The 25,897-nt window shown below is 64.7% G+C and carries 30 protein-coding genes, 1 tRNA gene and 1 pseudogene; 19 read left to right on the top strand and 13 right to left on the bottom strand.

What is annotated here, in order from left to right; translation table 11 throughout:
- The first annotated feature begins 12 nt into the window (after nt 1-12).
- From Q7T26_05705 to Q7T26_05665, 9 genes are all read left to right on the top strand, one after another.
- Nucleotides 13-1,299 (top strand): hypothetical protein, encoded by a 1,287-nt coding sequence (locus tag Q7T26_05705; GenBank protein MDO8531647.1) that lies wholly within the window; start codon nt 13-15, stop codon nt 1,297-1,299.
- Between the two features lie 5 nt (nt 1,300-1,304).
- Entirely contained in the window at nt 1,305-1,535 is a 231-nt protein-coding gene (locus Q7T26_05700; protein MDO8531646.1) for a hypothetical protein, read from the top strand.
- A gap of 249 nt (nt 1,536-1,784) precedes the next feature.
- On the top strand, nt 1,785-2,519 hold the full coding sequence (locus Q7T26_05695; protein MDO8531645.1) for a helix-turn-helix transcriptional regulator: 735 nt from the start codon (nt 1,785-1,787) through the stop codon (nt 2,517-2,519).
- Between the two features lie 166 nt (nt 2,520-2,685).
- Nucleotides 2,686-2,919 carry a helix-turn-helix domain-containing protein gene (locus Q7T26_05690; protein ID MDO8531644.1) on the top strand — a complete coding sequence of 78 codons (234 nt, stop codon included), beginning with the start codon at nt 2,686-2,688 and terminating at the stop codon, nt 2,917-2,919.
- 51 nt (nt 2,920-2,970) lie between these two features.
- On the top strand, nt 2,971-4,158 hold the full coding sequence (locus Q7T26_05685) for a radical SAM protein (protein ID MDO8531643.1): 1,188 nt from the start codon (nt 2,971-2,973) through the stop codon (nt 4,156-4,158).
- Complete coding sequence (locus Q7T26_05680; GenBank protein MDO8531642.1) at nt 4,151-5,287, top strand: TIGR04053 family radical SAM/SPASM domain-containing protein; 1,137 nt, start codon at nt 4,151-4,153, stop codon at nt 5,285-5,287. The genes Q7T26_05685 and Q7T26_05680 overlap by 8 nt, the downstream gene beginning before the upstream one ends.
- Nucleotides 5,250-5,687 (top strand): cytochrome c, encoded by a 438-nt coding sequence (locus Q7T26_05675; protein MDO8531641.1) that lies wholly within the window; start codon nt 5,250-5,252, stop codon nt 5,685-5,687. The genes Q7T26_05680 and Q7T26_05675 overlap by 38 nt, the downstream gene beginning before the upstream one ends.
- Nucleotides 5,688-5,780: 93 nt before the next feature.
- Nucleotides 5,781-6,023, top strand: a complete 243-nt coding sequence (locus tag Q7T26_05670) for a hypothetical protein (protein ID MDO8531640.1) — start codon at nt 5,781-5,783, stop codon at nt 6,021-6,023.
- A 379-nt stretch (nt 6,024-6,402) separates the two neighbouring features.
- Nucleotides 6,403-7,509, top strand: a complete 1,107-nt coding sequence (locus Q7T26_05665; protein MDO8531639.1) for a hypothetical protein — start codon at nt 6,403-6,405, stop codon at nt 7,507-7,509.
- 214 nt (nt 7,510-7,723) lie between these two features.
- Here the strand turns inward: Q7T26_05665 and Q7T26_05660 are convergent, their stop codons facing one another.
- Nucleotides 7,724-7,870, bottom strand: coding sequence for a hypothetical protein (locus tag Q7T26_05660; GenBank protein ID MDO8531638.1), 147 nt, complete (start codon nt 7,868-7,870; stop codon nt 7,724-7,726).
- A 59-nt stretch (nt 7,871-7,929) separates the two neighbouring features.
- Between Q7T26_05660 and Q7T26_05655 the strand changes: the two genes are divergently transcribed.
- Nucleotides 7,930-8,157, top strand: a complete 228-nt coding sequence (locus Q7T26_05655) for an AbrB/MazE/SpoVT family DNA-binding domain-containing protein (protein MDO8531637.1) — start codon at nt 7,930-7,932, stop codon at nt 8,155-8,157.
- Between the two features lie 8 nt (nt 8,158-8,165).
- Complete coding sequence (locus Q7T26_05650) at nt 8,166-8,621, top strand: PIN domain-containing protein (GenBank protein MDO8531636.1); 456 nt, start codon at nt 8,166-8,168, stop codon at nt 8,619-8,621.
- A 288-nt stretch (nt 8,622-8,909) separates the two neighbouring features.
- Here Q7T26_05650 and Q7T26_05645 read toward each other — a convergent pair whose 3' ends face one another.
- From Q7T26_05645 to rpsU, 11 genes are all read right to left on the bottom strand, one after another.
- Nucleotides 8,910-9,971, bottom strand: coding sequence for a hypothetical protein (locus Q7T26_05645; protein ID MDO8531635.1), 1,062 nt, complete (start codon nt 9,969-9,971; stop codon nt 8,910-8,912).
- Between the two features lie 10 nt (nt 9,972-9,981).
- Nucleotides 9,982-10,197, bottom strand: coding sequence for a hypothetical protein (locus Q7T26_05640; GenBank protein MDO8531634.1), 216 nt, complete (start codon nt 10,195-10,197; stop codon nt 9,982-9,984).
- A gap of 63 nt (nt 10,198-10,260) precedes the next feature.
- A complete protein-coding gene (locus Q7T26_05635) occupies nt 10,261-10,593 on the bottom strand; it encodes a hypothetical protein (GenBank protein ID MDO8531633.1) in 333 nt (110 codons plus the stop codon).
- Between the two features lie 108 nt (nt 10,594-10,701).
- Entirely contained in the window at nt 10,702-11,223 is a 522-nt protein-coding gene (locus tag Q7T26_05630; protein MDO8531632.1) for a DinB family protein, read from the bottom strand.
- Between the two features lie 14 nt (nt 11,224-11,237).
- Complete coding sequence (locus Q7T26_05625) at nt 11,238-11,972, bottom strand: alpha/beta fold hydrolase (GenBank protein MDO8531631.1); 735 nt, start codon at nt 11,970-11,972, stop codon at nt 11,238-11,240.
- The gene (locus tag Q7T26_05620) at nt 11,973-14,021 is read right to left on the bottom strand and encodes a thioredoxin domain-containing protein (GenBank protein MDO8531630.1); all 2,049 of its coding nucleotides are present in this window, start codon (nt 14,019-14,021) and stop codon (nt 11,973-11,975) included.
- A gap of 207 nt (nt 14,022-14,228) precedes the next feature.
- Nucleotides 14,229-14,414, bottom strand: a complete 186-nt coding sequence (locus tag Q7T26_05615) for a type II toxin-antitoxin system HicA family toxin (GenBank protein ID MDO8531629.1) — start codon at nt 14,412-14,414, stop codon at nt 14,229-14,231.
- A 1-nt stretch (nt 14,415) separates the two neighbouring features.
- A complete protein-coding gene (locus Q7T26_05610; protein ID MDO8531628.1) occupies nt 14,416-14,658 on the bottom strand; it encodes a type II toxin-antitoxin system HicB family antitoxin in 243 nt (80 codons plus the stop codon).
- Between the two features lie 170 nt (nt 14,659-14,828).
- Nucleotides 14,829-14,903, bottom strand: a tRNA-Gly gene (locus Q7T26_05605).
- A gap of 82 nt (nt 14,904-14,985) precedes the next feature.
- Nucleotides 14,986-15,786, bottom strand: a complete 801-nt coding sequence (locus Q7T26_05600) for an enoyl-CoA hydratase-related protein (GenBank protein MDO8531627.1) — start codon at nt 15,784-15,786, stop codon at nt 14,986-14,988.
- Between the two features lie 231 nt (nt 15,787-16,017).
- Nucleotides 16,018-16,200 carry a 30S ribosomal protein S21 gene (gene rpsU / locus Q7T26_05595; GenBank protein MDO8531626.1) on the bottom strand — a complete coding sequence of 61 codons (183 nt, stop codon included), beginning with the start codon at nt 16,198-16,200 and terminating at the stop codon, nt 16,018-16,020.
- Between the two features lie 436 nt (nt 16,201-16,636).
- Here rpsU and Q7T26_05590 point away from each other — a divergent pair, with 436 nt between their 5' ends.
- Nucleotides 16,637-19,801, top strand: coding sequence for an efflux RND transporter permease subunit (locus tag Q7T26_05590; protein MDO8531625.1), 3,165 nt, complete (start codon nt 16,637-16,639; stop codon nt 19,799-19,801).
- 15 nt (nt 19,802-19,816) lie between these two features.
- Here the strand turns inward: Q7T26_05590 and Q7T26_05585 are convergent, their stop codons facing one another.
- Nucleotides 19,817-20,557 carry an acVLRF1 family peptidyl-tRNA hydrolase gene (locus tag Q7T26_05585; GenBank protein MDO8531624.1) on the bottom strand — a complete coding sequence of 247 codons (741 nt, stop codon included), beginning with the start codon at nt 20,555-20,557 and terminating at the stop codon, nt 19,817-19,819.
- A 486-nt stretch (nt 20,558-21,043) separates the two neighbouring features.
- Here Q7T26_05585 and Q7T26_05580 point away from each other — a divergent pair, with 486 nt between their 5' ends.
- The 7 genes and pseudogenes from Q7T26_05580 (at nt 21,044) to Q7T26_05550 (ending at nt 25,675) form a co-directional block, all read left to right on the top strand.
- The gene (locus Q7T26_05580; protein MDO8531623.1) at nt 21,044-21,505 is read left to right on the top strand and encodes a RidA family protein; all 462 of its coding nucleotides are present in this window, start codon (nt 21,044-21,046) and stop codon (nt 21,503-21,505) included.
- Nucleotides 21,506-21,530: 25 nt separating this feature from the next.
- Nucleotides 21,531-23,057: a YifB family Mg chelatase-like AAA ATPase gene (locus Q7T26_05575; protein MDO8531622.1), complete on the top strand. Its 1,527-nt coding sequence runs from the start codon at nt 21,531-21,533 to the stop codon at nt 23,055-23,057.
- Nucleotides 23,058-23,272: 215 nt separating this feature from the next.
- Nucleotides 23,273-23,422, top strand: a pseudogene (locus tag Q7T26_05570) (type II toxin-antitoxin system HicA family toxin).
- The gene (locus Q7T26_05565) at nt 23,419-23,637 is read left to right on the top strand and encodes a type II toxin-antitoxin system HicB family antitoxin (GenBank protein ID MDO8531621.1); all 219 of its coding nucleotides are present in this window, start codon (nt 23,419-23,421) and stop codon (nt 23,635-23,637) included. Before Q7T26_05570 ends, Q7T26_05565 begins: the two are co-directional and overlap by 4 nt.
- Before the next feature lie 7 nt (nt 23,638-23,644).
- Nucleotides 23,645-23,908, top strand: coding sequence for a type II toxin-antitoxin system HicB family antitoxin (locus Q7T26_05560; protein ID MDO8531620.1), 264 nt, complete (start codon nt 23,645-23,647; stop codon nt 23,906-23,908).
- Nucleotides 23,909-24,714: 806 nt separating this feature from the next.
- A complete protein-coding gene (locus Q7T26_05555; protein MDO8531619.1) occupies nt 24,715-25,059 on the top strand; it encodes a hypothetical protein in 345 nt (114 codons plus the stop codon).
- Nucleotides 25,060-25,081: 22 nt separating this feature from the next.
- Nucleotides 25,082-25,675: a DPP IV N-terminal domain-containing protein gene (locus Q7T26_05550; GenBank protein ID MDO8531618.1), complete on the top strand. Its 594-nt coding sequence runs from the start codon at nt 25,082-25,084 to the stop codon at nt 25,673-25,675.
- Nucleotides 25,676-25,897 lie beyond the last annotated feature (222 nt).

Genomic DNA, 25,897 nt, shown 5'->3' with positions numbered 1-25,897 from the left:
CCCGGAGGTTGCATGGCCGTCAGAGACCTGCTTCCGCGCCTGGACGGCGCCCTGTCCGCCGACCTGCGCCCCCTTGTGCACGCCGCCCGCGACGCCGCCGCGGCGGAGAACGTCCGTCTCTACGTGGTCGGCGGCGCCGTCCGCGACCTGCTCCTTGGCCGACCGCTGGTGGACGTGGACATCGTGGTGGAAGGCGACGCCGCATCTCTGGCGCGGCGCGTGGCCCAGCAGACAGGCGGGCGCGTGGAGGCGCACGATCGCTTCGGCACGGCCAAGGTCATGCATAACGGCCCCGTGGGCACGGGACACGGCCAGTCCCTGGACCTGGCCACGGCGCGCACCGAGAAGTACGTCCGCCCTGGCGCGCTGCCCACCGTCCAGCCCGGCACGCTCGCGCAAGACCTCGCCCGCCGCGACTTCACCATCAACGCCATCGCGCTGGGCCTCACGCCTCCGAACGAGGGCGTCCTGCTGGACCCCTTCGCCGGGCAAAAGGACATGGCGGCGGGCCTGGTGCGGGTGCTCCACGACAAGAGCTTTGTTGACGACGCCACGCGCATCTTCCGCTCCGTGCGCTACGAGCAACGGCTGGGCTTTCGCATGGAGCCGCAAACGGAGGCCCTGGCGCGCCGCGACATCGCGTATCTGGACGCCATCAGCGGCGACCGTGTGCGCAACGAGCTTGACCTCCTGCTGAGGGAGGACGCGCCCGAGAGGGGGCTTGCCCGCCTCGCCGAGATAGGCGCGCTTGAACGCGTGGGCCTGCCCTGGCATGACGCGCCGTGGCTGTCGCGGAAGTTCGCGCAGGCCCGGCGGGCCGCTCCGCCCGGCGCGCTCCTGCCCGAAATATACCTGGGCCTGCTGATGTACACCCTGTCGCCGGAGGAGGCATCCGCCGCCCTGCGGCGCCTGAACTTTCCCCGCGCCACGGACCAGGCGCTGCGGGACGTGGGGCCGCTCAAGGCGACGCTCGCCGACCTGACGCGGCCTGATCTGCAAGCGAGCGCCGTGGTCCACATGCTCGAACGCTTCCAGCCCGCCGCTCTGCAGACCTGCGCCTTCGCGTGCGACAATAAGGCCGCGCGCGAGCGCCTGCGCCGCTACCTCGCCGAGTTGCGTTACGTCAAGTCCGCGCTGGACGGGCACGACCTGGCGCGTCTGGGCGTCAAGCAGGGGCCGCGCATGGGGCAGATGCTCAAAGCCCTACGGGACGCGCGGCTGGACGGAGAGGTGCGCAGCCGCGAGGACGAGGAAGCGCGGGTGCGCCGCTGGCTGACGCAGCCGGCGTCCGAGGAGTAGCGCCGATGAGCGATAGCAACGTAGTTGACAGGATAGGCGAGAACTGCGCGGTCTGTGGCGAGCCTCTGGAGGACGAGAACTCCTCCACATGCCGCTTCTGCGGCAAGGGCTTCCACATGGTCTGGGACACGTCCAAAGAGACAAACACTCCAACCTGCGGGCGCGTCCAGGTGGACACCCTGTCCCTCGGCCTGATATTCATGTGCGGTCGGTGCGACCGCGAGCACCGCGGGTAATAGAGAACGGATACAGTGCGAAGCCGAGCGGTCGCTCCCCCAGCGTTTCTCCTCGACGGCCCCGGATGCGTCTGATGCACGCGGACGGCCCCGACCGCCTTCGTGTCCTGCGCCATGCGCCGAGCGCTGCGGCGGCGCAGGAGGGCGCGTCTCCACCGGAGTCACCGAGGCCATCTTTTGCACACCCAGCCTCCGTTGATGACGGTGTCACCGTCTCACCCCTTGCAGGACGCACGCGACAGGAGTAACATGAGAACGAAAGAACGCATTGACGCCAAAGGGGAGAAAGCGATGCCTTCATCGCATCCGTCAGTGCTCAACACCTTCGCCGGAGCAGGTGACCCCACCTTCGCGGTGGACGCAAACGGGCTTATCGTGCTCTGGAACGCTGCGGCGGAGGAACTGCTGGGCTACCCCGCCAAGGAGGTCGTGGGCCGCTACTGCCACGAAGTTGTGGGGGGTAGAGACAACTCGTGCCACCACTTCTGCGGCCCCGGTTGCTCCGCGAAGGCGTCCGTCCTCAAGAGCCAGCAAGTGCGGAATTACGACCTGCTGACCGCTCACAAGGATGGACACGACGTCTGGGTCAACGTGAGCGTCATCGGTGTCCCTGACGTGAAAGGCGTGCCACGGTACACGGTGCACATCCTCCGCGACGTCACAGAGCAGCACCGTTCGGAGCAGGTCCTGAACGACATCCTGAAGCGGCTGGACGGCCACATCACCCTCACGCCCAGTCAGGAGCCCACCGACGCTTCGCCGCCCACCCCTCCCCACCCCACCCTTTCAACGCGAGAGCACCAGGTCCTGCAGCTCCTGGCGGCCGGACTGGGCGCCAAGGACATCGCCAAAGAGCTCCAGATCAGCCACTTCACCGTCCGCAACCACGTCCAAAGCATCCTTGCGAAGATGGGCGTCCACTCCACCTCGCAAGCTATCGCTCACGCCTATCAGAACCGCCTCCTCGACAGCCCACCCCTCTAGCCATCGCGCCTTGGGCGCGCCCGCCGAATTCCGGCGTGACGCAAATACACCACAGCGAATGGTGCGCCTGCATCATGCAAGAGCGCTCACAGCCTTCTAAGCTTTCTGTAAGTACCTTTGCACAGCGCAGCGGAAACGCGCGCTATTCACCTGAGGAGGCTTGCAGATGAAACGGCATTTCCTCTCCCGCGCGGACGTAGCCCGGCTGATGGAGGTCTCCCCGAACACCGTCACACGCTGGGCACGAGAGGGACGGCTTCCGTTCGTCCTTACGCTCGGCGGGCGGCGCCGCTACGTTCGGGACGACGTGGAGAAGCTGGTCAAGGTCCTGCTGGACCCGCGCCGCACCTCCGAATTCCAGATAATATCCGGCCGGATGGTCCCGACGGCGTCTCTCTAGACCCCTCGGCGCGTCCCGACTCCACCGCGACTCCCTGTCGACGAGGGCAATATGCTTAACGTTACCCGTCTCCTCGGCGGCATGCCGGCGCGGGGAGACCACCTGCGCTATACGGGCGAGCGTGTCCACCACCGGCCCGTGGTCGTATGGAACATCACCCGGCGCTGCAACCTGCACTGCGCGCACTGCTATGCGGGCGCCGCCGACCGTCCTTTCCCCGGCGAACTGACCACGGACGAGGCGCTCGGCGTCATTAACGACCTGGCCGCGTACGGCGCTCCCGTGCTCCTCCTCTCCGGCGGCGAGCCGCTCCTGCGCCCTGACCTGCTGTCCCTGGTGCGACATGCCGCGAGCAAAGGCATGGTCCCCGTCCTCTCCACCAACGGCACGCTGCTCACGCCCGACGCCGCGCGGGAACTGGCCGGAGCAGGACTGAGCTACATTGGCATCAGCTTCGACGGGCTGGAGGGCGCGCACGACAAGTTCCGCGGCTCCAAGGGCGCGTTCCAGGCGTCCATGGCGGGGCTGCGCCACGCGCGCGCCGCGGGCGTCCGCGTCGGCGTCCGCTTCACTCTCACGCGCCTTAACTACGACCAGCTTGAGGCCGTCCTGCGCCTCGCCGAGAGCGAAGGGGCGGACCGCTGCTGTGTCTATCACCTGGCGTACGCCGGGCGCGGGCAGCGCATCGTCAACTACGACCTCACGCACCAGGAGACGCGGGACGCGGTGGACACCATCTTCGCGCACGCGCGGGCCAACGTGCGCCCCGGCCTGGAGTTCCTGACCGTGGACAACCACACGGACGCCGTGTACCTCTACCTGCGCCTTCTGCGCGACCAGCCGACGCGCGCCGCCGAGGTGCTGGCCCTGCTCCGCCGCAACGGCGGGAACAGCGCCGGGTCAGGCATCGGCTGCATTGACTACATGGGCAACGTCCACCCGGACCAGTTCTCGTGGCACCTCACCCTGGGCAACGTCCGAGAGCGGCCCTTCAGCCAGATCTGGGAGGATGCGTCCAACCCGTTGCTTCAGGGCCTGCGCCACCGCAAGGGGCGCATCCACGGGCGGTGCGGCGCGTGCCCCTACTTCGACATCTGCAACGGCAATCTGCGCGTGCGCGCCGAGTCCACCTTCGGCGACATGTGGGCGGAGGACCCCGCCTGCTACCTGACGGACGCCGAGTTGGGCATCGCGCCCGACCGTATCGTCCAGGCAGCCGGGGCTTCGACCAATGCCTGACCGCGTTCCGCCACGCCCCCACTACTTCGACGTGGACTTCAACGTCACGCCGTTCACACTGGCGTGGGAGGTGACCCGCGCCTGCGCTCTGGCGTGCGTGCACTGCCGCGCCACGGCCCAGCCCAAGCGCGACCCGCGCGAGCTGTCGTCGGAGGAGGCCCTCCGCGTCGTTGACCAGATCGTGGAGATGGGCAAGCCCATCCTTATCGTCACCGGCGGCGACCCCCTGATGCGGCGCGACGTCTTCGATATCATCCGCTACGCATCCGGCAAGGGCCTGCGCGTCGGCCTGTCGCCCAGCGCCACCGCACTGGCGACGTCCCAGAACCTGGCGCGGGCCAGAGAGTCGGGCGTAGACATGGTGCACATCAGCCTGGACGGCTCCCGTCCAGAGGTGCACGACGCCTTTCGCGGGGTGCGCGGCTCTTTTCAGCGCACCCTGGATGTCCTGAACAGCATCAAGGAGCTGGGCATCCCCCTGCAAGTCGGCACGACGGTCAGCCGCTACAACATCGGCGACCTGCCGGCCATCGCAGAGCACGTGGCGTCCGTGGGCGCGCGCGTCTGGAGCGTCTTCTTCCTGGTGCCGACGGGACGCGGCCAGATGTCGGACATGGTGACGGCGCGGGAGCACGAAGCGACCTTCAACTGGCTCTACGACCTCTCGCGCACGGCCTCCTTCGCCGTCCGCACCACGGCGGCGCCGCACTACCGGCGCGTGGTCATCCAGCGCACGCGGCAGGCGCAGCCGAGCGGCGGCGTGGAGTGGGAGCTGACCGGCGCGGGCTACGCCTTCCGCGAGGGGCGGGCGCCCCGCGACCAGGGCGTCAACGACGGCAAGGGCTTCTGCTTCATCTCCCACACGGGGGACATCTATCCCAGCGGGTTCCTGCAGCTCTCCGCGGGCAACGTGCGCGAGCAGCCCGTCGCCGAGGTCTATCGCCACTCCGCGCTCTTCACCGCGCTGCGCAACCCGGTGCTGCTCAAGGGCAGGTGCGGCGCCTGCGAGTTCCGCGGCGTCTGCGGCGGCTCCCGCGCCCGCGCCTACGGCCTCACCGGCGACTACCTGGAATCCGACCCATCCTGCGTCTATGTCCCCGCGTCCGTGCAGTCCGGCCCGGCGGCCTAGCGCCACGACCTGGCCCTTCCGTGGAAGGGGCGCGGCCCTCGCCCTGCTCCTGCTGTCGGGCTGCGCCGCGCCCGCCCAGGCGATGGCCCCCTCCGCTCCGGAAGCGCCCTCAGCGGGACAGTTGGTTTTCGTGGAGCGCTGCCAGATATGCCACGGCGTCGAGGGACGCGGTCTGATCGGCCCGCCGCTGAACGCGACCGGCCACGCCTACGAGCACACGGACGACAACCTGTTCCGCACCATCACGCGCGGGACAGCGGCGGGGATGCCCTCGTGGCGGGACGGCCTCTCGCCGAACGAGGTGCGCCAGGTCATAGGCTATCTGAAGACCCTGTGGACGGACGACCAGCGCGACTTCCAGACGCGCGTGACGGTCACGGGCTTCGGCGGGATGCGGTAGAGGCGCGGGCGCGCCAAACGCGAAGACCCGCTGTTTGGTTCTACAAAGTTGGCGAAGTGGATGTCCTGATTCCATCGGAAGGAGAGGAGCATCATGTGGTGGCAAGACGTCCTGTGGGGACTCTGGAACGGCCTCACGGCCTGGATCGTCCTCATCGTCCACGTCTTCGGCGGCTGGGGCGAGTTTCCTCTGTACAGCGTCGCCAGAAGCGGCAACTGGTATGACTTCGGGTTCCTGGTCGGGACCGGCTCTCCCCTTCTCGGCATTCTGAGTAGCAGCCATCGAAGGACTGACCAAAGCCACGGGCGACGGCCCGATCCACGCTCCGGCCCTTAGCGCGGACGAGCAGCGCGACGTCCGGGCGGGCGTGAAACACCGATAGTGAGGCACCGCGCTCTAACATGCGTTGGCGGTGGACGGGGCAGGCTCTGCAGGGCTAGAATTGGCGCGGGGCGGATGCTTCCGAGGGCAGTCGTAGCAGTTGAGAATCACAACGCCCATAATGTGAAGGATTATTGCAACACCGCACCTAGGCAGAGAGACGATGATCCAAGCAGTAGGGGATAGACGGCGCGAACGCGACTTAGTCTCATCTCTGCCCCCAATTGTGAGTCGTTACAAACGGTCGGTGATGGATATGATGGCTCTCGTCCATCGTCTAAATGCGGACCCATCATCGGCGAGAATAACATGCCTGAGTTTGCAGAGAACGCTCTTGGAAAGAATCAAGCATGTCGAAACTCAGATACGCGTCACCAGATTACAGATCAAGAGTGCCAAGGCGGTCTTGAGTGGATACGCAGGTTCGGACGCAGACAGAATCCACCAGCGTCAGATCAAGAGCGCTATCAAAGCTCGAAGCAGCAAGCTAGAAGGGTACAAGCGAGTGCTGCATATTCTGAAGGATATCGGAGACGCCCTCGCGTTCACATATGGCGACAAGTACGACATCAAGCCTATGCGTTTTAAGGAGGCATCTGGTTTCGTATCCGGGAAGGCCGGCTTGCGAAAAGAATGGCGTGTATTGCAAAAGATATTTAAGCTGGGTGGCGTTGGCATATTGAATGACGTCACTCATTGCCTCCGTTATGGCGACATCACTGCGGGGCAAGGAGACAAGCTGTTCGCCATTGTTGAAGTGAAGTCAGGAACGCATAGGAACCAGAGAGCAAGGAGGCAGTCTGCAAATATCAAGAGAGTAGTGGACTACTTGAAGACCGACGTGACACACGACCTATATGGAATACACGGCGAGTTCAATAGATTCGCCGTGTGTAGCGAAGAGGTGAACCATAGAAAGAGGCTAGACGGTATCATTCGACGGGCTAAGGAATGTGGCCTTAACTGGGAAGAAGTGGAAAAGGGCCTTTTCTATGTGGTGATGTGCGAATCCAGACTGGATTGGATGGCCTCGGTCAGACAGAGGTGTAAGGGGCAGCCAATGCTGGCAATTGTTAACGATTTCAAATGGCAGAATTCCGCCTACTATCCTTTCACGTTGTCCATCCACAATCTGGACGCACTGTGGGAGTTCTACCTTGGGAAACTGTTTATCGCGATCGTCGTTGACACCAAGGTACTTGAGGAGCGGTTCAACTCCCTAGGATTATCGGCGGAGCTGCTAGATGAAGACAATTGTGTACTGAGACTACGCAATCTTGGTTGGCAAATGTCTGGATCGAAGGAAACGGACTGCAGAGTTAGTCGCGGGTTCTTTGGCAGATTGTTCGCTGAGTTCTTGAGTCTAGAATGGCTATGTGATCAGATTGCCTGCGGTGTGAGAAATATCGACAGCCGACTCCGAATGAAGCCTGTGCCGTAGGATGTAGCCAGCAGCCGCCCCCAGCCGCCAACTCAGACTGCAGAAAGTTCGAGCACTGTCCCCTGACGCCCACCACAGGGGACTCGAGCCGCGAGGCGATTCCCAATAGCCAATCTTTCCGACACGGCAACGAGAAACGGGGCGGCCTAAGCTAAATAGGCCCCCCGTTTTGGTGCTGGCGACTCTGGAGTCAGGCCGCTCTGACCAGATGGCACTACCGCTTCTTCGCCTTGATCACCCGCGTGATGGTCTGCGGCCCGCCGAACGTCGGCAGCGCCACGGAGTGATACCCGCCGAGGCCGCCCGCGACCACGAGCACGAACTGGTCGGCGCGGGCCGCCAGCCTCGATGCCAGTTGCATCAATGCGCGCCTTCCCTTACAATAGAGTAAGGAATTAATTCCTTACCGTGAGGGCAGACATGGCTATGACGAGGATTACCACCAAAGGACAGGTGACCATCCCCAAAGAGGTCCGCGAGCGCATGGGGCTCCGGCCAGGAGACAAACTGGAATTCATGGAGGAAGATGGCGTGTTCCGCCTCAGGAAGCGCCTCCCTCCCGCTCCGCTCAAAAAGTATAGGGGCTACCTGAAAAACCTGACGGAGCAGGATCCCGACGAGCTTGTCAAGGAGATGCGCGGGCAGTGATCACTGCGGTGGACACGAACATCCTCCTGGACGTCCTTGTCCCTGGTGCTCCGCACGGAGACGCCTCAGAGCAGGCCCTGACCGAGTCCCTTAGAGCTGGCGCGACGGTCGTCTCCGAAGCCGTTTACGCGGAGCTGTCTCCCCATTTCCCCGCTCGTGAGGAACTGGACCGGTTCCTGGAAGATACCGGTATCCGACTACAGCCCTCGGGCACCGAGGCCCTCTACCTGGCAGGCAAGGCATGGCGCGAGTACCTGCGCCGGCGGCCAGATTCCCTGGTTTGCCCTTCCTGTGGAACTTCACAGGACATTCACTGCGCGAGGTGTGGAGCACATCTCATCCCACGCCAACACGTCGTGGCCGATTTCCTCATCGGTGCCCATGCTACCCTCCATGCTGACCGACTGCTGACCAGAGACCGTGGGTACTACCGAACGTATTTTCTCGGACTGCAACTGGCGTAGAGGGCTGTCGGCGCGTGGCAACCACATGGTAGGCCGTTGCATCAACGCCACGGTGCGTGAGCTCTTACTTCATGTTTAGCAGTCGCCTCAGCCTGCGGCACAAGGTCAGGCCGTAGCAGGTTCGAGTGCTGTCCAGAGAACCCACCACAGGGGCCTCAAGCCGCAAGGCGACTCCCAATAGGCAATCGTTCCGCCATGTCAAAGAGAAACGGGGTGGCCCCTTCTAGTTCGGGCCACCCCGTTTTGGTGCTGGCGCCTCTGGAGTCAGGCCGCTCTGACCGGACGGCCCTACCGCTTCTTCGCCTTGATGGCCCACGTGATGGTCTGCGGCCCGCCGAACGTGGGCAGCGCCACGGAGTGATACCCGCCGAGGCCGCCCGCGACCACCAGCACGAACTGGTCGGCGCGGGCCGCCAGCCGGGCGAACTCGCCCTCGATCTGCTTCGAGCCAGGGTTCAGCCCTTCAACGGCCGCCTTGAGATGCGGCGGAATGTCCGCCATCCGAATCCATCGGCTCGTCTTCTCCAGCAGCGCTTCCTTCGCCTTCTGCTTGCCGCCGATGTCGCGTTTGATGATGTCCGCGTGCGCCGGGCAGAGGATGACGCCCATGTCGCCCTCGCCGTAGCGGTTGAAGAAGTTGTTGCTCGCCATCAGGCTGAGGCACGACGTGATCATGGTCAGGATTTCGTCGCCGGTCTGGCCCAGCATGTCCAGCGCGTTGATGTGGCCCGTCGGAGCGAGCAGCGTGACTGTGCTGTCCTCCTTCTTGAAGCCGCGCTCCACGTGCAGCGGCTCCCACGGGCTTTTCTCCTCGTACTCGCCGATGCACCACGTGTAGCGCCCCGGCGATGCGTGCGTGGACTTCGTGACCTCGCCGGGGATGCGCCCCGCGATGTTGATCATGCACAGGCTGAACGCGCGCCCGATGGTGGCGTTGGCGCGTGGCCCCGGCCCCATCACGCTCCAGCTACAGTTGACCTCAATCTCCTTGCGGATAGGCCCGTTGATGATCAGCAAAGGCGCCACCGGGTTCGTGGTGGAGTTGATGCCGCGCAGATAGACCGCGGGGTCGGCGGCGGCTTCGATGGCCGCCACCACCACGGGGAAATAGGACGGCAGACATCCCGCCATGACCGCGCTGACCGCCACCTTCTCGACGATAGCCTGCCCGTTCCGGGGCGGTAGCAGGCCGATGACGTCGCTCGGCTTACGGTCCACCGTCGCCAGCATGGCCGCCACGCGCTGCTCCGTGGGCGGAATGACGGGCAGACCGTCCGTCCAGCCCTGCTCGTACGCGGCCTGAAACGCCTTGTCTATGTCGTTTTCGACCTCGATGTACTCAGTAGTCATGACGTTCGAGCTACGAGGCCGCGCCCTGGGCGGGCACGCGCACTTCCTTGGCCTTCTGCACCTTGGAGAGAATCTCGTCGTACTTCTCTTCCGCGATCTTGCGGATCGTGTCGTGAGAAAGGGTCTCGAACGGGTGCGGGACGACCACCATCGGCAGGTCGGGATAGCCCATGGACTTCGCGACGCTCTTGGCGAGGCTGACGAACTGCTCGGTGACGATGGTCACAGTCGGGATGCCGCGCTTCTGGGCTTCGACCGTGTCGTGGATACTCCACGAGGTGCAGCCGCCTCAGGCCGCCAACCCAACCACCGCCCAGTCCGCGTTCTTGGCGAACTCGTCCCACTCTTTGGCCCAGCCCGGGTCCGCGTAATTCATCTTGAGGCCCTTCTTGATGACGGCGGGAGACTCCCAGTTCTGGTCCATGATATGGACGGACCGCGGCTGCTTGCGCTCCATCAGCAGCTCCTCAAAGCGTTTCATGAACACGTCGAAGCTGCTCCACTGGACGCGGAAACCGGCTGCCTTGCCGCGCACGTCGTCCACGAGCGGCGCGAGGCGGTTCCTGGTGTCCGGCGCACTGGCGACGGGCGACTTCATGCGGATGGTTGTGGCTACGGCCATAGGAGCCTCCTTTCACCCGTGGAAGCGGACGGCTGTCCCTTCCAACGTTTCAGACTCTAGCGCGGCAACAGACTTCCGTCAAGCGTCTGAGCAGCCCGGCGCGCCCCGCTAGATGGGGTTCCCCGGCATGCCCATCGCACTGCGGATGGTGTATATCTCCCCCAGGTGGCCGAAGCCGTGGGTCACAACGGGCCTGCCCAGCACCTGTCGCACAGGCATCTCCCCGAGCGGCTTGACCAGCAGCATGCGCTCCAGCTCCGCCTCCTGGACGTTCGCGACGTAGGCCTCGGTCTCCTTGAAGACCTGGCGCATATACGTACGGAAGTCGTCGAGCGAGTTGATGCGGAGCTTGAAGGCGTCCTCCTGGCTCATGCCCGTTCCTTGGGACTTGGAGTCCAGGCCGAACCGCTTGTCCCATCCGCCCTCCATCCAGATGGTGGGCCGGCGTTGAACGACGAATCGGATGACGTTGTCCTGCGTGCGTGCGTAGTGCCAGAGCGTGAATCCGATGTGGTTCACCCGACCCCCGGGCCGCCAGTGGAGCTGCTCCGACGTCAGCCCTCTGGTGGCGTCGTCCAGACACTGATGCAGCTCCTTCAGGGACGTGGACAGGAACGACTGTAGAGTCACGGACGTCTCCTTGCTCAGGCAAGATGAGTCTTGAACCACTCCACGCACAGCGCGACGGCCCGCTCACGGTGCTCCGGCGCACTGAAGACGTGGTCGGCGCCTGGGATGACCTCAAGCCGCTTCGGGCCGCGAGCGGCGTCGTGCAGACGCACCGCATGCTCCACCGGCACCACGTCGTCCCTGTCGCCGTGCACCACCAGGACAGGCCCACGGAAGTCCCGCACCGCCGCCAGTATATCGTACCGCGCCACGTCCCGGAAGAACCCCGCGCAGAGGCGGCTGCCCGACTGGAGGTAGTGGTAGCCGTCCACGATCTCCTGCGCGGCGGGCGCGGGTATCGCCACGGGCGTCGCCAGCAGGGCCAGTACACGCACCCGCGGGTCGCGCGCCGCCGCGACGACCATCCCGCCGAAGCTGGATCCTACCGCCCCGATACGATCGGGGCCGTCTCCTGCCGTTGAGGCCGCCATGTCCAGCGCGGCGCGGAAATCGGCGATGCGTCCGGTCAGCGTCGTGTCCTGGAACGCACCCTCGCTGGCCTGTGGGCCCTGGCCGCAGCCGCGATGGTTAAACCGCAGCGCGCTGATGCCCACCTGGACGAGCGCGCCCGCCAGCACGGGCCACTTGTCCCCGTCTTTGCTGCTCTCCAGCCCATGCGACATGACCACCCACGGAGCAGCGGGGCCGACAATATGCATGTCGCCCCTGACGCGCAGGCCGTCGCTTGCAAACTGGACGGGACGCTCCATCTACTCCCCCATCTGCTTGAGCAGCGCATCCGGATCGGTGACGGGGAGCTTACAGGTGTTCCGCTCGCAGACATAGGCCGTGGGACGCCCGTTGACCATGCCCCTGCCCTTGAGCAGCGGGATGCCATCCCCTTCCGCGGAAGAGTCGTCCGGGGCGCACCCGGCGATAACCTTGTGCGGAACGAAGGGCCGGTGCGCGGCGTGCGCCAGGGCGCGGGTGGCCGGATGGTCGCGCGGGCCGATGATGGCGATCTCTTTGGGCGTCGCCAGATGGTAGCTGAGCGCGCAGAGCCAGTGTCCGAGGCCCAGCGGGTACTGAGTCATATGGCCGTGCACGGAGTCGAGGGCCGCCACGGCGCGGCTGGCGTAGCTCTCCTCGCCGGTCAGCGTCGCCAGGCGGAGCAGGACGTCCGCGGCCACCGACCCGCCGCAAGGCGTCGCGTTGTCGAAGACGTCGCGGGGACGGAACACGAGCGCCTCATGGTCGCGGCCCGTGTCGTAGAAGACGCCCTGCGCCGGCTCCCAGAACAGCTCAAGCATCTGGTCCGCCAGCGAGCGCGCCTCGTCGAACCACCGCCGCTCGAAGGTGGCCTCGTAGAGGGCGAGCAGCCCGTCCACAAGGCACGCGTAGTCCTCCAGGTAGCCCTTGCCGCGCGCCTGGCCGTCCTTGTACGAGCGCAGCAGGCGGCCCTGGGGACGCAGCGCGGTCAGGAGGAGAGAGGCGTTAGCGACCGCCGCCCGGCGATAGTCGTCGCGACCCAGCACGGCCGCCGCCTCCGCGAGGCTTCGAAGAGTCATGGCGTTCCACGCGGTCAGCACCTTGTCGTCGCGGGCTGGGGGCACGCGCTTCCGGCGGGCCTCCAGCAGCTTGCGACGTCCTTCGCCCACGACGCGGGCCATCTCGTCCTCCGGCACGCCCATCTCCCGCGCCAGCGCGTCCGGCGGCGTGAGCACGTGCAGGATGTTCTGCCCCTCGAAGTTGCCCTGTTCCGTGACGTCGAAGTAGCGGCAAAAGACGTCGCCGTCCTTGCCCAGGATGTCCCTGACCTGCCGGGGTGTCCAGACGTAAAACTTGCCCTCCACGTCCTCGCTGTCCGCATCCTGGCTGGAATAGAACCCGCCCTCCGGGCTGGTCATCTCGCGCAGCACGTAGTCCAGCGTCTCCTCAGCGACGCGCCGATAGAACGGCCTGCCCGTCGCCTGGTAGGCGTGCAGGTACAGCCGCGCAAGGAGGGCGTTGTCGTAGAGCATCTTCTCGAAGTGCGGGACCAGCCAAATGTCGTCCGTGGAGTAGCGATGGAACCCGCCGCCGAGGTGGTCGTAGATGCCGCCCATCGCCATCACGGCCAGCGTGAACTCCACCATCTCCAGGGCCTCCGGGTCGCGGGTGCGGGCCCAGGAACGCAGCACGAACTCGTGCGTCATCGGTTGGGGGAACTTGGGTGCCGCGCCGAAGCCGCCCGACTGCCGATTAAAACCGGCGTAAATGGTGCTGTAGGCCCGTTGCGAGAGGTCCGCGGTAAGCGCCGCGCCGTCGGTGCGCACGTCCGTGCTCTCTCGGAGCTTGGACACGAGCTGATCGGCGGCGCGCGTCAGGTCGGCCCGCTTCGTATGGTAGGCCTCGACCACCGCCGCCAGCACGCGCGGGAAGCCGGGGCCGCCGTGGCGGTCCTCCGGCGGGAAGTAGGTGCCGCCATAGAAGGGCTTGCAGTCCGGCGTCAGGAAAGCCGTGAGCGGCCAGCCGCCCCGGCCGGTCATGGCCTGGACTGCCTGCATATAGACCGCGTCCAGGTCGGGACGCTCCTCCCTGTCCACCTTGATGGAGACGAAGCCTTCGTTCATCTGGCGCGCGATGGCCGGGTCCTCGAAGGACTCCCGCTCCATCACGTGGCACCAGTGGCACGCGGAGTACCCGATGCTCAGCAGGATGGGCTTGTCCTCCGCCCGCGCCTTTTGCAGCGCCTCCTCGCCCCACGGGTACCAGTCCACCGGGTTATGCGCGTGCTGGCGCAGGTAAGGGCTTGTCTCGTTCACCAGACGGTTCGGCATGGCGCTCCTTTGGTGCTCGTGCTCAATCCGGGCCGCTCATGCGCGGCGTCGCGACCTGGCGGCAGGCGATGTCCGAGACCTGGATGGCGTGAGTGCTCCGATGTCTCCGGTGCATCCATTGTGGACGATTGAGGGGAGAAAGGGCAAGCGGGGGGCTTACGAAAGGGTTAGACCAGCGTCAGCGCCTCTTACCGCGCCCCGCGCGGCTCATGGCCGTGGAATCCCCAAGTCCTGGCATATCTTCTGCACCATCTTCTCGGATATCTCCACATGGCGCGGCACCGTGGATGTCCTGCGGGCGCCTTGGTTCCAATAGACGGAGTGTCTCCTGCCCTCGCGGAGTAGCGCGCAACCATGCCCGTGGAGGTGGCGAAGCAAGGCGCGGCGCGTCATGTTAGGCGACCGAAAGCTCTTCTCTCAGGACATCCTTTCCAAGGGTCTCGCGGCGCGTCAGCTCGCGGTTGGCTTCAAGAATCAGGACGACGGCCTCGCGCAGGCTCTCGCGGGCCTCCTCAAGCGTCTTGCCCTGGGCGTTCGCTCCCGGCAGCTCCTCCGCGTACCCAATCCACCACTTGCCGTCACGCAGGAACACCGCCGTAAACTTCGCTTGGGGCTTCGTCGTTGCGGTTTTTACCATGTTCGTGCACCCTCCTCAAGCGCCGTACGACCCACCAGAGAGTGTCTCAAGCAGCTATCCCAAGAAACGATCCAAGCCTTGCCAATCAAAACTCGCGTCCGATAAGAGATGCAAGAAGACGAGGCCTGAAACCATGTCGCACCCGGGACCGAAGCTGACAACAGGCATGCTGGAGCGGGGGACGGGATTCGAACCCGCGACGTCCACCTTGGAGGGGTGGCATTCTACCACTGAATTACCCCCGCTCGTTACACCCGAAGCCGCGGACGGCTACACCCGTCCATGATAGCACAAGCCGCCGGACGGCTCCGCGCCCGCAAGACGCCGCTACTTCCCCGTCCAGCGCGGCGCCCGCTTCTCCAGAAAGGCAGTCACGCCCTCCAGGTGGTCCGCGGTGCCCATTATGAAGTCCTGGGCGATGTTCTCCCAATCGCACTGCTCCTGGAAGGTGGCGTCCAGCGCCCTGTAGAGGCCATGCTTGCCCAGCTTGAGCGTCAGGGGGGCGTTCGCGGCGATGGTCGTCGCCCAGGAGCGGGCCTCGTCCATCAACTGCGCGGCGGGCACGACCTTGTGCACCAAGCCAATCTCCTTGGCCTCGGCCGCGCCGATTATCCTGGCGGTGAGGACAAGCTCCAGCGCCTTGGGCAGGCCGACGACGCGCGGCAGCAGGTAGGTGCTGCCAAACTCGGGGACCAGACCAACACGGCCGAACACCGCGCCCGTTGTCGCCGTGTCCGCCATGATGCGGATGTCGCAGGCGAGCGGTATTGTGAAGCCGATGCCCACCGCCGGGCCGTTGATAGCCGCGATCGTCACCTTGTCCATGCGGGTCAGGAACTGCGGGCCGTGCTCCGGGAACCAGTTGTCCTGCACCGCGCGGCGCTCCCCGGTCTTACGCCGGTGCTCCGCGGCCTCCCGGAACAGGTTGACGTTTGCCCCCGCGCTGAAAGCCCGGCCCGCCCCCGTCAGAATCATGACGCGTACTTGCGGGTCGTTGTTCACATCCGTCCACGCCGCCATCAGGTCCTTCGCCATTTCCGGCGAGTAGGTGTTCAGCTTGTCCGGCACGTTGAGCGTCAGCGTGGCGACCGCGCCCTCTTTGTCCAGAAGGATTGTGGAAAACGACATGGCTCCTCCGCATGCGACGTTTACGTGAGTTTCCTTGCGGATTCTACGGGATTGGCCGAGGCAACACAAGTGCAACTGAGGAGGTCAGCAACACCTGCCAACGAGACCTTACAGACCTTTGCCAGCAAGCCAGCTTACTGGTCCGTCGCGAGAGGCACCGACAGGGCAAGCGTCTCCGGGGGTGAGCGCGGGTATCAGGGAGAAGGCGTGTGATACAAGCGCGGGGCGACGCTAGACGCGCAGGCGGCGACGGCGGGCGGCGCGGCGGTGCTTCTCGCGGGCCGTCTCACCCTTGGATACAAAGTAGCGCTTCCGTTTCGCCTCGCGCAGGATGCCGGAGCGCTGGATCATGCTGGTGAAACGCTTGAGCAGACTCTCTTGAGTCTCTCCGTCGCGAAGGCTTACTACAGACATATGACCACTCTCCTTTGGTCCTACGCCAGCAAGGAATCACGAGGCTACGCTGTTAGGGAAGCACCGCCTGCGCACGTCAACCGTGGCCTCTTTCCCTTAGGACGACGATGCAACGAAATAGGCCTGAGGAGGAGCATATAGCCTAGACAATTCGGAGAACCTTCCAAGGGATCGGCCTGCTCCGAGACCTCGAACGACATTTTACTACGTCAAGAGGGCAAAAGCAAGGCGCATCTGCGCCAGATACGGCCTGCGCCGCCCTGGGGCAGGCTGGCGCCCCGCCTCCGTCGCGCATTCGTGATTTCCCTAACAAGCTGATAGCGCCTTATCTGTGCTATACTGGACAGGATACGTTGCAACAGCTATGACAACCGACCTCCAACACGCGACCGTCCGCCGCAACGCGGGGTGCAGCCCCGAAAGAGTGCTGTAACCTATGTGGAACCTGGCAATACGCGCGCCGGTTTTCATCACCATGTGCGTCCTCACCGTGCTCGTCATGGGTACGGTGTTTTTCTTTCAAACAGGCCTTGACCTACTGCCGGACATCTCCGTCCCCGTGGTCGTCGTCCAGACGGTTTACCCGGGCGCCTCCGCCGAGGACGTTGAGCGGGACGTGTCCAAGCCGCTTGAGGACGCCTTCGCCTCCCTGAACTATATCGAGGCCATCCGGTCGACATCCCAGGAAGGCGTATCCGTGGTCACCCTTGAGTTCAACATGGACTACGCCGCGCGTCAGGCCTCCGCGGACGTGCGCGAGCGGCTGGCCACGGTCCGGCGCAGCCTCCCGGATGGCGTCCAGGAGCCGGTCATCAAGCGGTTCGACCTGGCATCCCTGCCCATCATGACCGTCGGCATCCGGGACAGGCAGGGCCGCAATCCGGCGGACCTCCGAAAGCTGGTGGACGACGACATCAAGCCTCGCTTTGAGCGCGTGCCCGGCGTGGCCGCCGCGACCATCTCCGGCGGGCGCGAGAAGCAGGTGCTGGTCGACCTGTACGCGACCAAGCTGGCCGCGTACAACATCCCCGTGGAGCAGGTGGTCCGCGCCATCCAGGCCAACAACCTGAGCCTGCCCGCCGGGCGCGTCACCCAGGGCCAGCGCGAGTTGTTGCTGCGGACCGCCAGCGAGTTCCACAGCGTGGACGACCTGCGCGCCCTGGTCGTGGCAGGCGGCGCCGAGGGCGCTCCCGTCCGGCTTGGCGACATAGCGGATGTGCGCGAGGGCGTCAAAGAAGCGCGGAGTATAACCCGCATCAACGGGCAGGAAGCCGTCAGCCTTGCCATCCACAAACAGTCAGGGACCAACACCGTCCGTGTGGCAGACGCCGCCCTCAAGGAAATGGCCCGCATTCAGCAAGACCGAACGGACATGGACGTCTTCTCGGTCTTCGACCAGTCCACGAACGTCCGCACCTTCAATGACGACCTCTACCGCAGCCTGATTATCGGAGGGCTAGCCGCCGCCTTTGTCGTCTTCCTGTTCTTCCGAGACCTGCGCAACACACTGATTACAGTGATCGGCCTCCCCATCGTCATCGTGGCCACCTTCGGCGCGATCTACCTGATGGGCTTCACCCTGAACATGGTGACCCTCCTGGCCCTCTCCCTGGTGGTCGGCCTCCTCATTGACGACGCCATCGTCGTCCGCGAGAACATCTTCCGCCACATGGAGCAGGGCGAGGACCCGCGGACCGCCGCAAAACTCGGCACGGCGGAGATAGCCCGTGCCGTGATAGCGGTATCCCTGGTCATCGTGGCGGTCTTCTTCCCCATCACCCTGACCACGGGCCTGGTGGGCCGGTTCCTGAACCAGTTCGGGCTGGTGGTGGCCGTGGCCGTCCTCCTGTCCTTGCTGGAGGCGTTGACCCTTGCGCCCATGCTCTCCACGTTCTTCTTCCGCCGGATCGAGGGCAAGCGCCGGGAGGCCCCGCTGCTGGCGGCCTGGGGCAGAGTGTACGACCGAGCCGAAGGCCTCTACAAGCCCGTCCTGCGCTGGGCGCTCGGCCACCGGCCGCTCGTGCTCGGCATCGGACTCGCGTCGTTCGTCATGGCGATCGTCCTGATACCCCTCATGGGCAGCGAGCTCCAGCCGCAGATAGACAGGGGCTTCTTCTACGTGTCCGTGGAGTTGCCCTCGGGCACAGCCCTTGCCCAGACTGACACCGTGGCCCGGAAGATGGAGTCCGTGATCAGGGCGCAACCCGAGGTCAAGGTGGTCTACACCACTGTCGGCGGCGGCGCGTTCGCGAGCGGCTCGTCGAGCACGGAGGGGGAGAAAGCAAACTTCTTCGTCACGACCGGCATCGGCCACGCCTTCCCGCCTTTGAACCGCCTCCGCAAGGAGTTTGCGACGTGGCCCGATCTGGCGAACGCGCGCACCAACATCTCTCCGCTGGGGGAGGAGTCCCTGGGCGCCGGGTCCAGCAGTCTGAGCACATTTGGCAGCAAGGTCGTCCAGGTGGCCCTGCGCGGCAGCGACGTGAACGACCTGAGCCGCGCTGCCGACACCGTCATGGCTCGGCTGAAGGAGAACGGGCGAGGCTTCACTGACGTCGCCTCCAGCCTCCGGCTCGGGAAGCCGGAACTGCGAGTGCTGGTGGACCAGGACCGCGCGTCGGAAGTGGGCCTCTCCCCGGCCGCCGTAGCCACAACGCTGCGTACGCTGGTCAATGGAGACGCCATCTCCAAGCTCCGCGGTCCGGACGAAGATATAGATATAACCGTCCAGTTGCGCGCCCAGGACAGGCAGCAAGAGGACGCCATCCTGGCTATTCCCGTCGCCACTCCCGGGGGCGGCACGGTCCGCCTTGCGAGCGTCGCCACCATCGCGCCGGCCACAGGCCCCGGCCGCATAGACAGGGAAAACCGCGAGCGTCAGGTCGTCATATCCGCCAACTTTGGCAGCCAGTCGCTGAGCGAGGCCGTCAGCGACCTTCAGCAGGCGCTTCGGGAGATGCCTCTGCCCGCCGGCGTGCGCATTGTCCCATTCGGCCAGTCAGAGCAGCTCGGCGAAACGTTCAGCAGCCTGCTCATGGCTCTGGGCCTCTCCGTCCTCTTCGTGTACATGATCCTGGCGTCCGAGTTCGGCTCCTTCACCCAGCCCCTGGTCATCATGGCAGCCCTGCCGCTGGCGGGCGTGGGCGCGCTGGGCCTTCTGTTCGCCGCGGGATTCCCCATCAGCATGATGGCGATGATCGGCATCATCCTGCTCATGGGCCTCGTGGCGAAGAACTCCATCCTGCTCGTGGACTACACGAACACGCTGCGAAGTCGAGGAATGCCCCGCGGGGAAGCCCTGCTCACCGCAGGCCCTATCCGGCTCCGGCCCATCCTCATGACGACGGCCGCCATGATCATGGGCATGTTGCCTCTGGCGCTCGGCCTTGGCGCGGGCTCGGAGTTGCGTCAGCCCATGGGCCTGGCCGTGATCGGCGGGCTTATCACGTCCACCATCCTGACCCTGATAGTCGTACCTGTGGTCTACTCCATCATGGATGAATTCCTGGAGCGACTGCGCGGCCACGGGCAAGGTCGGGCAGCGCCCGGGCACTTTGGAGAGGCCCCGGAGCCCGTGGAGTCGCGCGGTTCCCGCAGGTAGCGGCGTCCTCGCCCGTCACGCCCGCCGGAACAGGGTGACGCGGCACTTCCAGACCTCGCGGGGGATGCCTTCCAGCGCCCCGCGGTTGGGCCGCTCCACCTCAAGAATGCGCGGCGCTATCTTCTCGGCGAGCCTCTCCAGATAGGGACACCGCTTGCGGAAAGCCAGCAGCGTCAACCTCTCACCGCCGAGGAATATGTAGTCCAGCCGCCGCTCGTAGGGCGCCAGACAGTCACGCGCCACCTCGCACGCCTCGTCAAACAGCTCGCGCATCTGCTTCTCACGTCTACGCGCGAAGCGCTGCTGCGACCACCCGCCCGCGTGGTGCTTGCCCTTCACGTAGCGCGTGTCCGCCTTGGAGACGACCATCTCGTCGCCGTCCAGCACGCCGACGGCGTACGCCCCCAGCCTCAGGAGCACCACGCCCAGGAGATAGCGCCGAGCGAAGAGCGCGCGCAGCGGCGCGCCGTCCCAGCCGTCGCTGCGACTCTCGGCACGGATGGGGAATGGAGGCGCGACGATATACGCCTGGTCGGCGGACAGGAACACCGCCGCGCCCGACCACGTGTCGTCGGCCTTGCGCGCCACCTCGTCGGCCAGTTCGGGGTCCGCCCCGGCGAGCAGCGTCCGGATAGCGAGGAGAGACGCGGGCGGAAGGTAGAGTGTCACCCGTCCAAGGCCGGGGCCCTCCATCTGGTCCAGAAGGCGCTCCATGCCCGTTCTGGTCATCGTCTGGACATCCGTGGTGAACGGCATTGCGCTCCTTTCCCGCACCTTGAGTATAGCGCCTGCGCCCGATGGAGAAGTGGCGGCGTCGCGGCTATAATGGGGCGGGCCGCAGTCCGCGCTTTGGCTAAAGGGTAGGTGACGAGAGAGGAGTACTATGCAAAAGTGGGAGTACTTGGTCATCGTGGTCTACGAATCTAATTGGGTTGATAGCAACGGGCGTTCGGGGAAGTTCGAAAAAGTAAGAGGTCCCGGCGGTGACTGGTACAACCCCGGCCCCTTATTGAATACCCTGGGCGAGCAAGGATGGGAGCTAACTGGCACACTAAGCTTGATAACTCGCACAGCAATACGCTGTGAGCTGTACCTCAAACGTCCGAGGTCTTAGTGGCGTGTTAGGAAGAAAAGGAAACTAAACGAGTATGCTCCGTTAGCACTCGGTACAGCCGCAATGTCCTGCATCAGGCGGCGTCGCGGCTATAATGGGGCGGGTCGCAGTCCGCGGAGGTGTGTCGCATGGTTGTCGAAGAGCGTTTGCGCGAGATGGGCATCGTCCTTCCCTCAGCGTGGCAGGACGCGCCGAACCGGGTGCGGTGCGTCACCGTGGACAAGCTGGTGTACGTCAGCGGCCACGGCCCCTTCGACGCGAACATCAAGCCGCTGGTCACGGGCAAGGTTGGCGGCGAGCTGACCCTGGAGCAGGGCTACGAGGCAGCGCGGCTGACGGGAGTCGCCATGCTGGGCACGCTCAAGGGCTACCTGGGCGACCTGGACAGAATCCATCGCTGGGTCAAGGTCCTGGGCTTCATCAACTGCGCCCCCGGGTTCCACAATACGCCCGCGGTCCTGCACGGGTTCTCCGATCTCATCACCCAGGCGTTCGGCGAGGCGGGCCGCCATACGCGCTCGGCGGTGGGCGTGTACACTCTGTACCACAACACGCCCGTCGAGGTCGAAGCCGTCGTCCAGATAGCCTGAGCTTATCCTTCCGTCTGGAGTCCTTATGCTTGCAAAGGTCCGGAGTTGCGCCATCGTGGGGATGGACGGCGCCATCGTCGAGGTGGAGGTGGACATCTCGCCGGGGCTGCCCAGCTTCACCATCGTCGGCCTGCCGGATATGGCGGTGCAGGAGGCCAAGGAGCGCGTCCGCGCCGCCATCCGCAACTCCGGCTGCGAGTTCCCCCTCAAGCGCATCACGGTCAACCTGGCCCCCGCCGACCTCAAGAAGGAAGGCCCCGCCTATGACCTGCCAATCGCCATCGGCATTCTGCTCAGCTCCGGGCAGGTGGCGTTCGACGCGACGGAGACGCTGTTCCTGGGTGAGCTGTCGCTGGACGGCGGCGTGCGTCATACACAAGGCATTCTGCCTATGGTGGCGCTGGCCCGCCAGCAGGGCATCCGAACCGTGTACGCCCCCGCATCCGACGCCAGAGAGGCATCTCTGGTGGACCACCTGACAATTCTGCCCGTGGGCGCGCTGACCGAGTTGGTGGCGCACCTTCGGGGAGAGGCGTCCATCGCGCCCTATTCTTCCGCGGAAGGACCGCCGCCAGCCGTGGACGACGGGCCGAGCGGAGCGGACCTGGCGCACATCAAGGGGCAGGAGCACGCCAAGCGGGCGCTGGAGATCGCGGCGGCGGGCGGGCACAACCTCCTGATGAGCGGCCCGCCGGGCAGTGGCAAGACCCTCCTTGCGCGCGCCCTTGCCGCCGTCCTGCCCAAGATGACGATGGACGAGGCGCTGGAGGTCACCAAAATTTACAGCGTCAGCGGCCTTCTGCCCTCGGACACGCCCCTCGTGACGCAGCGCCCCTTCCGCTCGCCGCACTACACCATCTCGCACGCGGGACTCGTCGGCGGCGGACGGCAGCCCCATCCGGGTGAGATCAGCCTGGCCCATCGCGGCGTGCTGTTCTTGGACGAGCTGCCGGAGTTCGGGCACAACGTGCTGGAGGTGCTGCGCCAGCCGATGGAGGACCGCGTGGTGACCATCAGCCGCGCCCAGGGCACGGTCACGTTCCCCGCGAGCTTCATGCTGGTGGCGGCGATGAACCCCTGCCCCTGCGGCTACTACGGCGACCCCCTCAAGCCCTGCACCTGCGCCGCCAGCCTGGTCTCGCGCTACCAGAAGCGCATCAGCGGGCCGCTCCTCGACCGCATAGACATGTTCGTCGAGGTGCCGCGCGTCGAGTACGAGAAGCTGGTGGACGACCGCTCCGGCGAAGGCTCGGCGACGGTGCGGGCGCGGGTCGAGGCGGCGCGGGAGGTCCAGAGGCGGCGCTACTCCACCTCGCGGAGCGTCCTGGCGAACGCGGATATGACGGCGATGGAGGTGCGCCAGCACTGCCAGATGGACACGCCGACCAAGGGACTGCTGCAGGCGGCCATGAAGCAACTGCACCTGTCGGCGCGGGCCTTCCACCGCATCCTTAAGCTGGCGCGGACGATAGCCGACCTCTCCGGCGCGGAGGCGATTGGTGTCGTCCACGTGGCGGAGGCGCTGCAGTACAGGCCGAGAGGGATGGGGTGAATAGACTGATGGTTCGTAAGCTATAATGAAAGTGCGCGAGGTCATAGCTATGCTGGAGGCCGATGGCTGGTATCTAGTACTTAGTTGCAGAAATCAGCGTACACACAGCCGAACCCAGCCCCGCTCACCCTGAGCTTGTCGAAGGGCGAGCCGCTCATGGTTCGACAAGCTCACCACGAGCGGTTGATGATACCGCCCTTTTTCGCAAGTAGGTACTAGCTCGGACCAGAGGCAGCCACCGGCAATACAAACACCCTGTTATACCCGGCCTTGTTACCGTTCCAGGGAGCCTGGGCAAGGACTTGGCGTCGGGGACCCTCCACAGCATATTCAAACAGGCGCAGATAAGGGGGTACAAGAAATGACACGTCGGTATTTGATTGTTGCTGAGAAGGCAGACGGAAACTACTCTGCCTACTCGCCGGATATCCCTGGATGCGTGGCGGTTGGGGACACGCCGAAAGAAGTGCTACGAAACATGCGTGAAGCCATTGAGTTCCATGTGCAAAGTCTTATCGAGGACAAGCTACCCGTACCCGAGCCACGCACCAGGGCTGAGTATGTTGCTGTAGAGGCGTGAGACCAGTATGAAGCTGTACAAATTGCCCATCATAATGCACGAACCTACCAGGGAGACCGAGGGCAAATACCTGGCTGAAGTCCCCCTACTCCCCGGCTGCCGCGCGTGGGGGGATACCGCCGCCGACGCTCTGGGCAACTTGCAAAGCGTGGCTACGGCCTTCATCGAGTCGTACAAGTCCAAAGGGGACCCCCTTCCCAGGGAGATTGAAGACACGTCTGTTGACGTGGGCGGTAAAGGCATCCCGAGCGAGGTGCTTGTCGCGGCGTGAACTACCGAGAGCTTACGCGGAGGTTGCGAGGGCTGGGGTGCGAGCTTGACCGCAAAGCGAAAGGCGACCACGAGATCTGGATCAATCTATCAACCCACACTCGTACAACCATCCCAATCGCCGACCTGTCCGGCGCGGAGGCAATCCAGGCCGCGCATCGTTCGTCCTTCCGGTACCGGAAGGATCACGGCAGGCCTGGCGGAGGCGCTGCAGTGCAGGCCACGAGGGATGGGGTGATAAAGCTGCGGAGAGCTTATCTCCAGCCTCGCCTTCCTGATATACTCCCCGAAGGTAGTTGGCTCGCCATAACGGGATGCGCTGAATGACAGCACGAGCGGAACCTTCAAGGTGGCTGTGTATTGCGGCTGAACGATTGCCGGCGTAATGCGACCGGGAGCATGGAGCGGCCATTGGCGATAAATTGGCGGGAAGATGGAATGCCCCGCAGGTTTGTAGGTCACAATAACTTCGCGCTCGTTGTGGGTTAACCGGGTGTCTAATTACAACGCTGTCTCCAGTCTTTTGAGGTAAAGCATCTGGTCCCAGTTGTCCAATTGGTTGGGTTGGAAAGGTTGGGCGGGAGTAGGCATCATTGTAGCTCTGATCGGGATAGTATTGACATCTCGGTTCTCTCCTGCGGTGACGCCAGTGCCCACCGTTACACCCAGTTCCACTTTTACGCTAATGCCTCCGCCCACGCCAACACAAGCGCCCACAGCCACACACACGCCTGCACCCACAGCGACGCCGATACCCCCTACGCCGGCGACAGCGACGCCAACGTCCACGCCCACGGTTACGCCCACGTGGACGCCTACTCCAACCATCACGTCCACGCCAACTTATACTCCAACACCAACGCCTACCATTACGCCCACGCCAACCCCGACCATTACACCCACGCCAACCTATACCCCAACGCCGACTTTGACGCCCACGGCGACGGCCACACTTACCCCTACCCCGACACCCACGCCGACGCCGACCTATACGCCGACGGTGACGCCAACGTGGACGCCTACGGCTACGCCCACGGTCACGCCAACGCCGACCATGACGCCCACACCGACCACCACACCAACGCCAACGGTTACTCCCACCCCAACGCCCGCACCTCTGGCTGGCCGCATTCTGTTTGCGTCCAACCGTGAAGGCAACTACGAGATGTACGTGATGAACGCCGATGGCTCCAACCAAACTAGGCTCACCTTCAATAGCGCCAATGACAACAACCCAGCCTGGTCGCCCAACGGCAGCAAGATCGCCTTCCAGTCCAACCGTGACGGCAACAACGAGATATACGTGATGAACGCCGACGGCTCCAACCAAACTAGGCTCACCTTCAATAGCGCCAATGACTACAAAGCGGCCTGGTCCCCGGACGGGAGCAAAATCGCCTTCACCTCCGATCGGGGCGGGAACGCCCAGATTTACGTCATGAACGCCGACGGCTCCAGCCAGACCGCCCTCACCCAGACTCGCAGCGGGTCTTCGTGGCCCTCCTGGTCGCCCGATGGCAGGAAGATTGCCTTCATTAACAACGAGGGGGTTAGCGTCATGAACGCAGACGGCACTGGCCAGACCACACTCATGCCCAACTTCAACCGGGACGACTACTGTGCCTGGTCCCCGGACGGGAGCAAGATTGTCTTCACTTCCATTCGGGACGGGAACTACGAGATTTACGTCATGAACGCCGACGGTTCCGCCCAGACACGCCTCACCAATAATCCCAAGGAAGACAACAATCCGAGCTGGGGGAATTAAACAAAGGATGTCCATCACGGCAGCCTGGGACGCAACACCGCATCGTCTTGGATAGGAGGACACCATGCGCGGAGTGGTGGAGGCCGCTGCGCGCAAGACAGCCCAGGCCTCAGACTGGCTTGGCGTTAATGCCGGCGCGAGCGTCTTCCCCACACGACTTCTCCGGAGAGTGCAGATTGCGGCTGAACGGTTGCCCTCGCGCAACTACGGCGGCCCCGTCTT

The organism is Dehalococcoidia bacterium (assembly GCA_030648205.1).
Classification (GTDB): domain Bacteria; phylum Chloroflexota; class Dehalococcoidia; order JAUSIH01; family JAUSIH01; genus JAUSIH01.
The sequence above is the reverse complement of the archived record's forward strand: the minus strand, read 5'-3'. Positions and strand labels throughout refer to the sequence as shown.

Excerpts from the sequence above, each read along its gene's own strand:
- Q7T26_05660 (MDO8531638.1), bottom strand. The coding sequence starts at position 7,870 with ATGCAACTGGCATCGAGGCTGGCGGCCCGCGCCGACCAGTTCGTGCTC.
- Q7T26_05680 (MDO8531642.1), top strand. The coding sequence starts at position 4,151 with ATGCCTGACCGCGTTCCGCCACGCCCCCACTACTTCGACGTGGACTTC.
- Q7T26_05635 (MDO8531633.1), bottom strand. The coding sequence starts at position 10,593 with ATGGCCGTAGCCACAACCATCCGCATGAAGTCGCCCGTCGCCAGTGCG.
- Q7T26_05645 (MDO8531635.1), bottom strand. The coding sequence starts at position 9,971 with ATGACTACTGAGTACATCGAGGTCGAAAACGACATAGACAAGGCGTTT.
- Q7T26_05705 (MDO8531647.1), top strand. The coding sequence starts at position 13 with ATGGCCGTCAGAGACCTGCTTCCGCGCCTGGACGGCGCCCTGTCCGCC.
- rpsU (MDO8531626.1), bottom strand. The coding sequence starts at position 16,200 with ATGTCTGTAGTAAGCCTTCGCGACGGAGAGACTCAAGAGAGTCTGCTC.
- Q7T26_05610 (MDO8531628.1), bottom strand. The coding sequence starts at position 14,658 with ATGGTAAAAACCGCAACGACGAAGCCCCAAGCGAAGTTTACGGCGGTG.
- Q7T26_05620 (MDO8531630.1), bottom strand. The coding sequence starts at position 14,021 with ATGCCGAACCGTCTGGTGAACGAGACAAGCCCTTACCTGCGCCAGCAC.
- Q7T26_05615 (MDO8531629.1), bottom strand. The coding sequence starts at position 14,414 with ATGACGCGCCGCGCCTTGCTTCGCCACCTCCACGGGCATGGTTGCGCG.
- Q7T26_05565 (MDO8531621.1), top strand. The coding sequence starts at position 23,419 with ATGACACGTCGGTATTTGATTGTTGCTGAGAAGGCAGACGGAAACTAC.
- Q7T26_05700 (MDO8531646.1), top strand. The coding sequence starts at position 1,305 with ATGAGCGATAGCAACGTAGTTGACAGGATAGGCGAGAACTGCGCGGTC.
- Q7T26_05670 (MDO8531640.1), top strand. The coding sequence starts at position 5,781 with ATGTGGTGGCAAGACGTCCTGTGGGGACTCTGGAACGGCCTCACGGCC.
- Q7T26_05655 (MDO8531637.1), top strand. The coding sequence starts at position 7,930 with ATGGCTATGACGAGGATTACCACCAAAGGACAGGTGACCATCCCCAAA.
- Q7T26_05685 (MDO8531643.1), top strand. The coding sequence starts at position 2,971 with ATGCTTAACGTTACCCGTCTCCTCGGCGGCATGCCGGCGCGGGGAGAC.
- Q7T26_05560 (MDO8531620.1), top strand. The coding sequence starts at position 23,645 with ATGAAGCTGTACAAATTGCCCATCATAATGCACGAACCTACCAGGGAG.
- Q7T26_05590 (MDO8531625.1), top strand. The coding sequence starts at position 16,637 with ATGTGGAACCTGGCAATACGCGCGCCGGTTTTCATCACCATGTGCGTC.
- Q7T26_05690 (MDO8531644.1), top strand. The coding sequence starts at position 2,686 with ATGAAACGGCATTTCCTCTCCCGCGCGGACGTAGCCCGGCTGATGGAG.
- Q7T26_05675 (MDO8531641.1), top strand. The coding sequence starts at position 5,250 with ATGTCCCCGCGTCCGTGCAGTCCGGCCCGGCGGCCTAGCGCCACGACC.
- Q7T26_05575 (MDO8531622.1), top strand. The coding sequence starts at position 21,531 with ATGCTTGCAAAGGTCCGGAGTTGCGCCATCGTGGGGATGGACGGCGCC.
- Q7T26_05580 (MDO8531623.1), top strand. The coding sequence starts at position 21,044 with ATGGTTGTCGAAGAGCGTTTGCGCGAGATGGGCATCGTCCTTCCCTCA.
- Q7T26_05600 (MDO8531627.1), bottom strand. The coding sequence starts at position 15,786 with ATGTCGTTTTCCACAATCCTTCTGGACAAAGAGGGCGCGGTCGCCACG.
- Q7T26_05695 (MDO8531645.1), top strand. The coding sequence starts at position 1,785 with ATGAGAACGAAAGAACGCATTGACGCCAAAGGGGAGAAAGCGATGCCT.
- Q7T26_05625 (MDO8531631.1), bottom strand. The coding sequence starts at position 11,972 with ATGGAGCGTCCCGTCCAGTTTGCAAGCGACGGCCTGCGCGTCAGGGGC.
- Q7T26_05550 (MDO8531618.1), top strand. The coding sequence starts at position 25,082 with ATGAACGCCGATGGCTCCAACCAAACTAGGCTCACCTTCAATAGCGCC.
- Q7T26_05585 (MDO8531624.1), bottom strand. The coding sequence starts at position 20,557 with ATGCCGTTCACCACGGATGTCCAGACGATGACCAGAACGGGCATGGAG.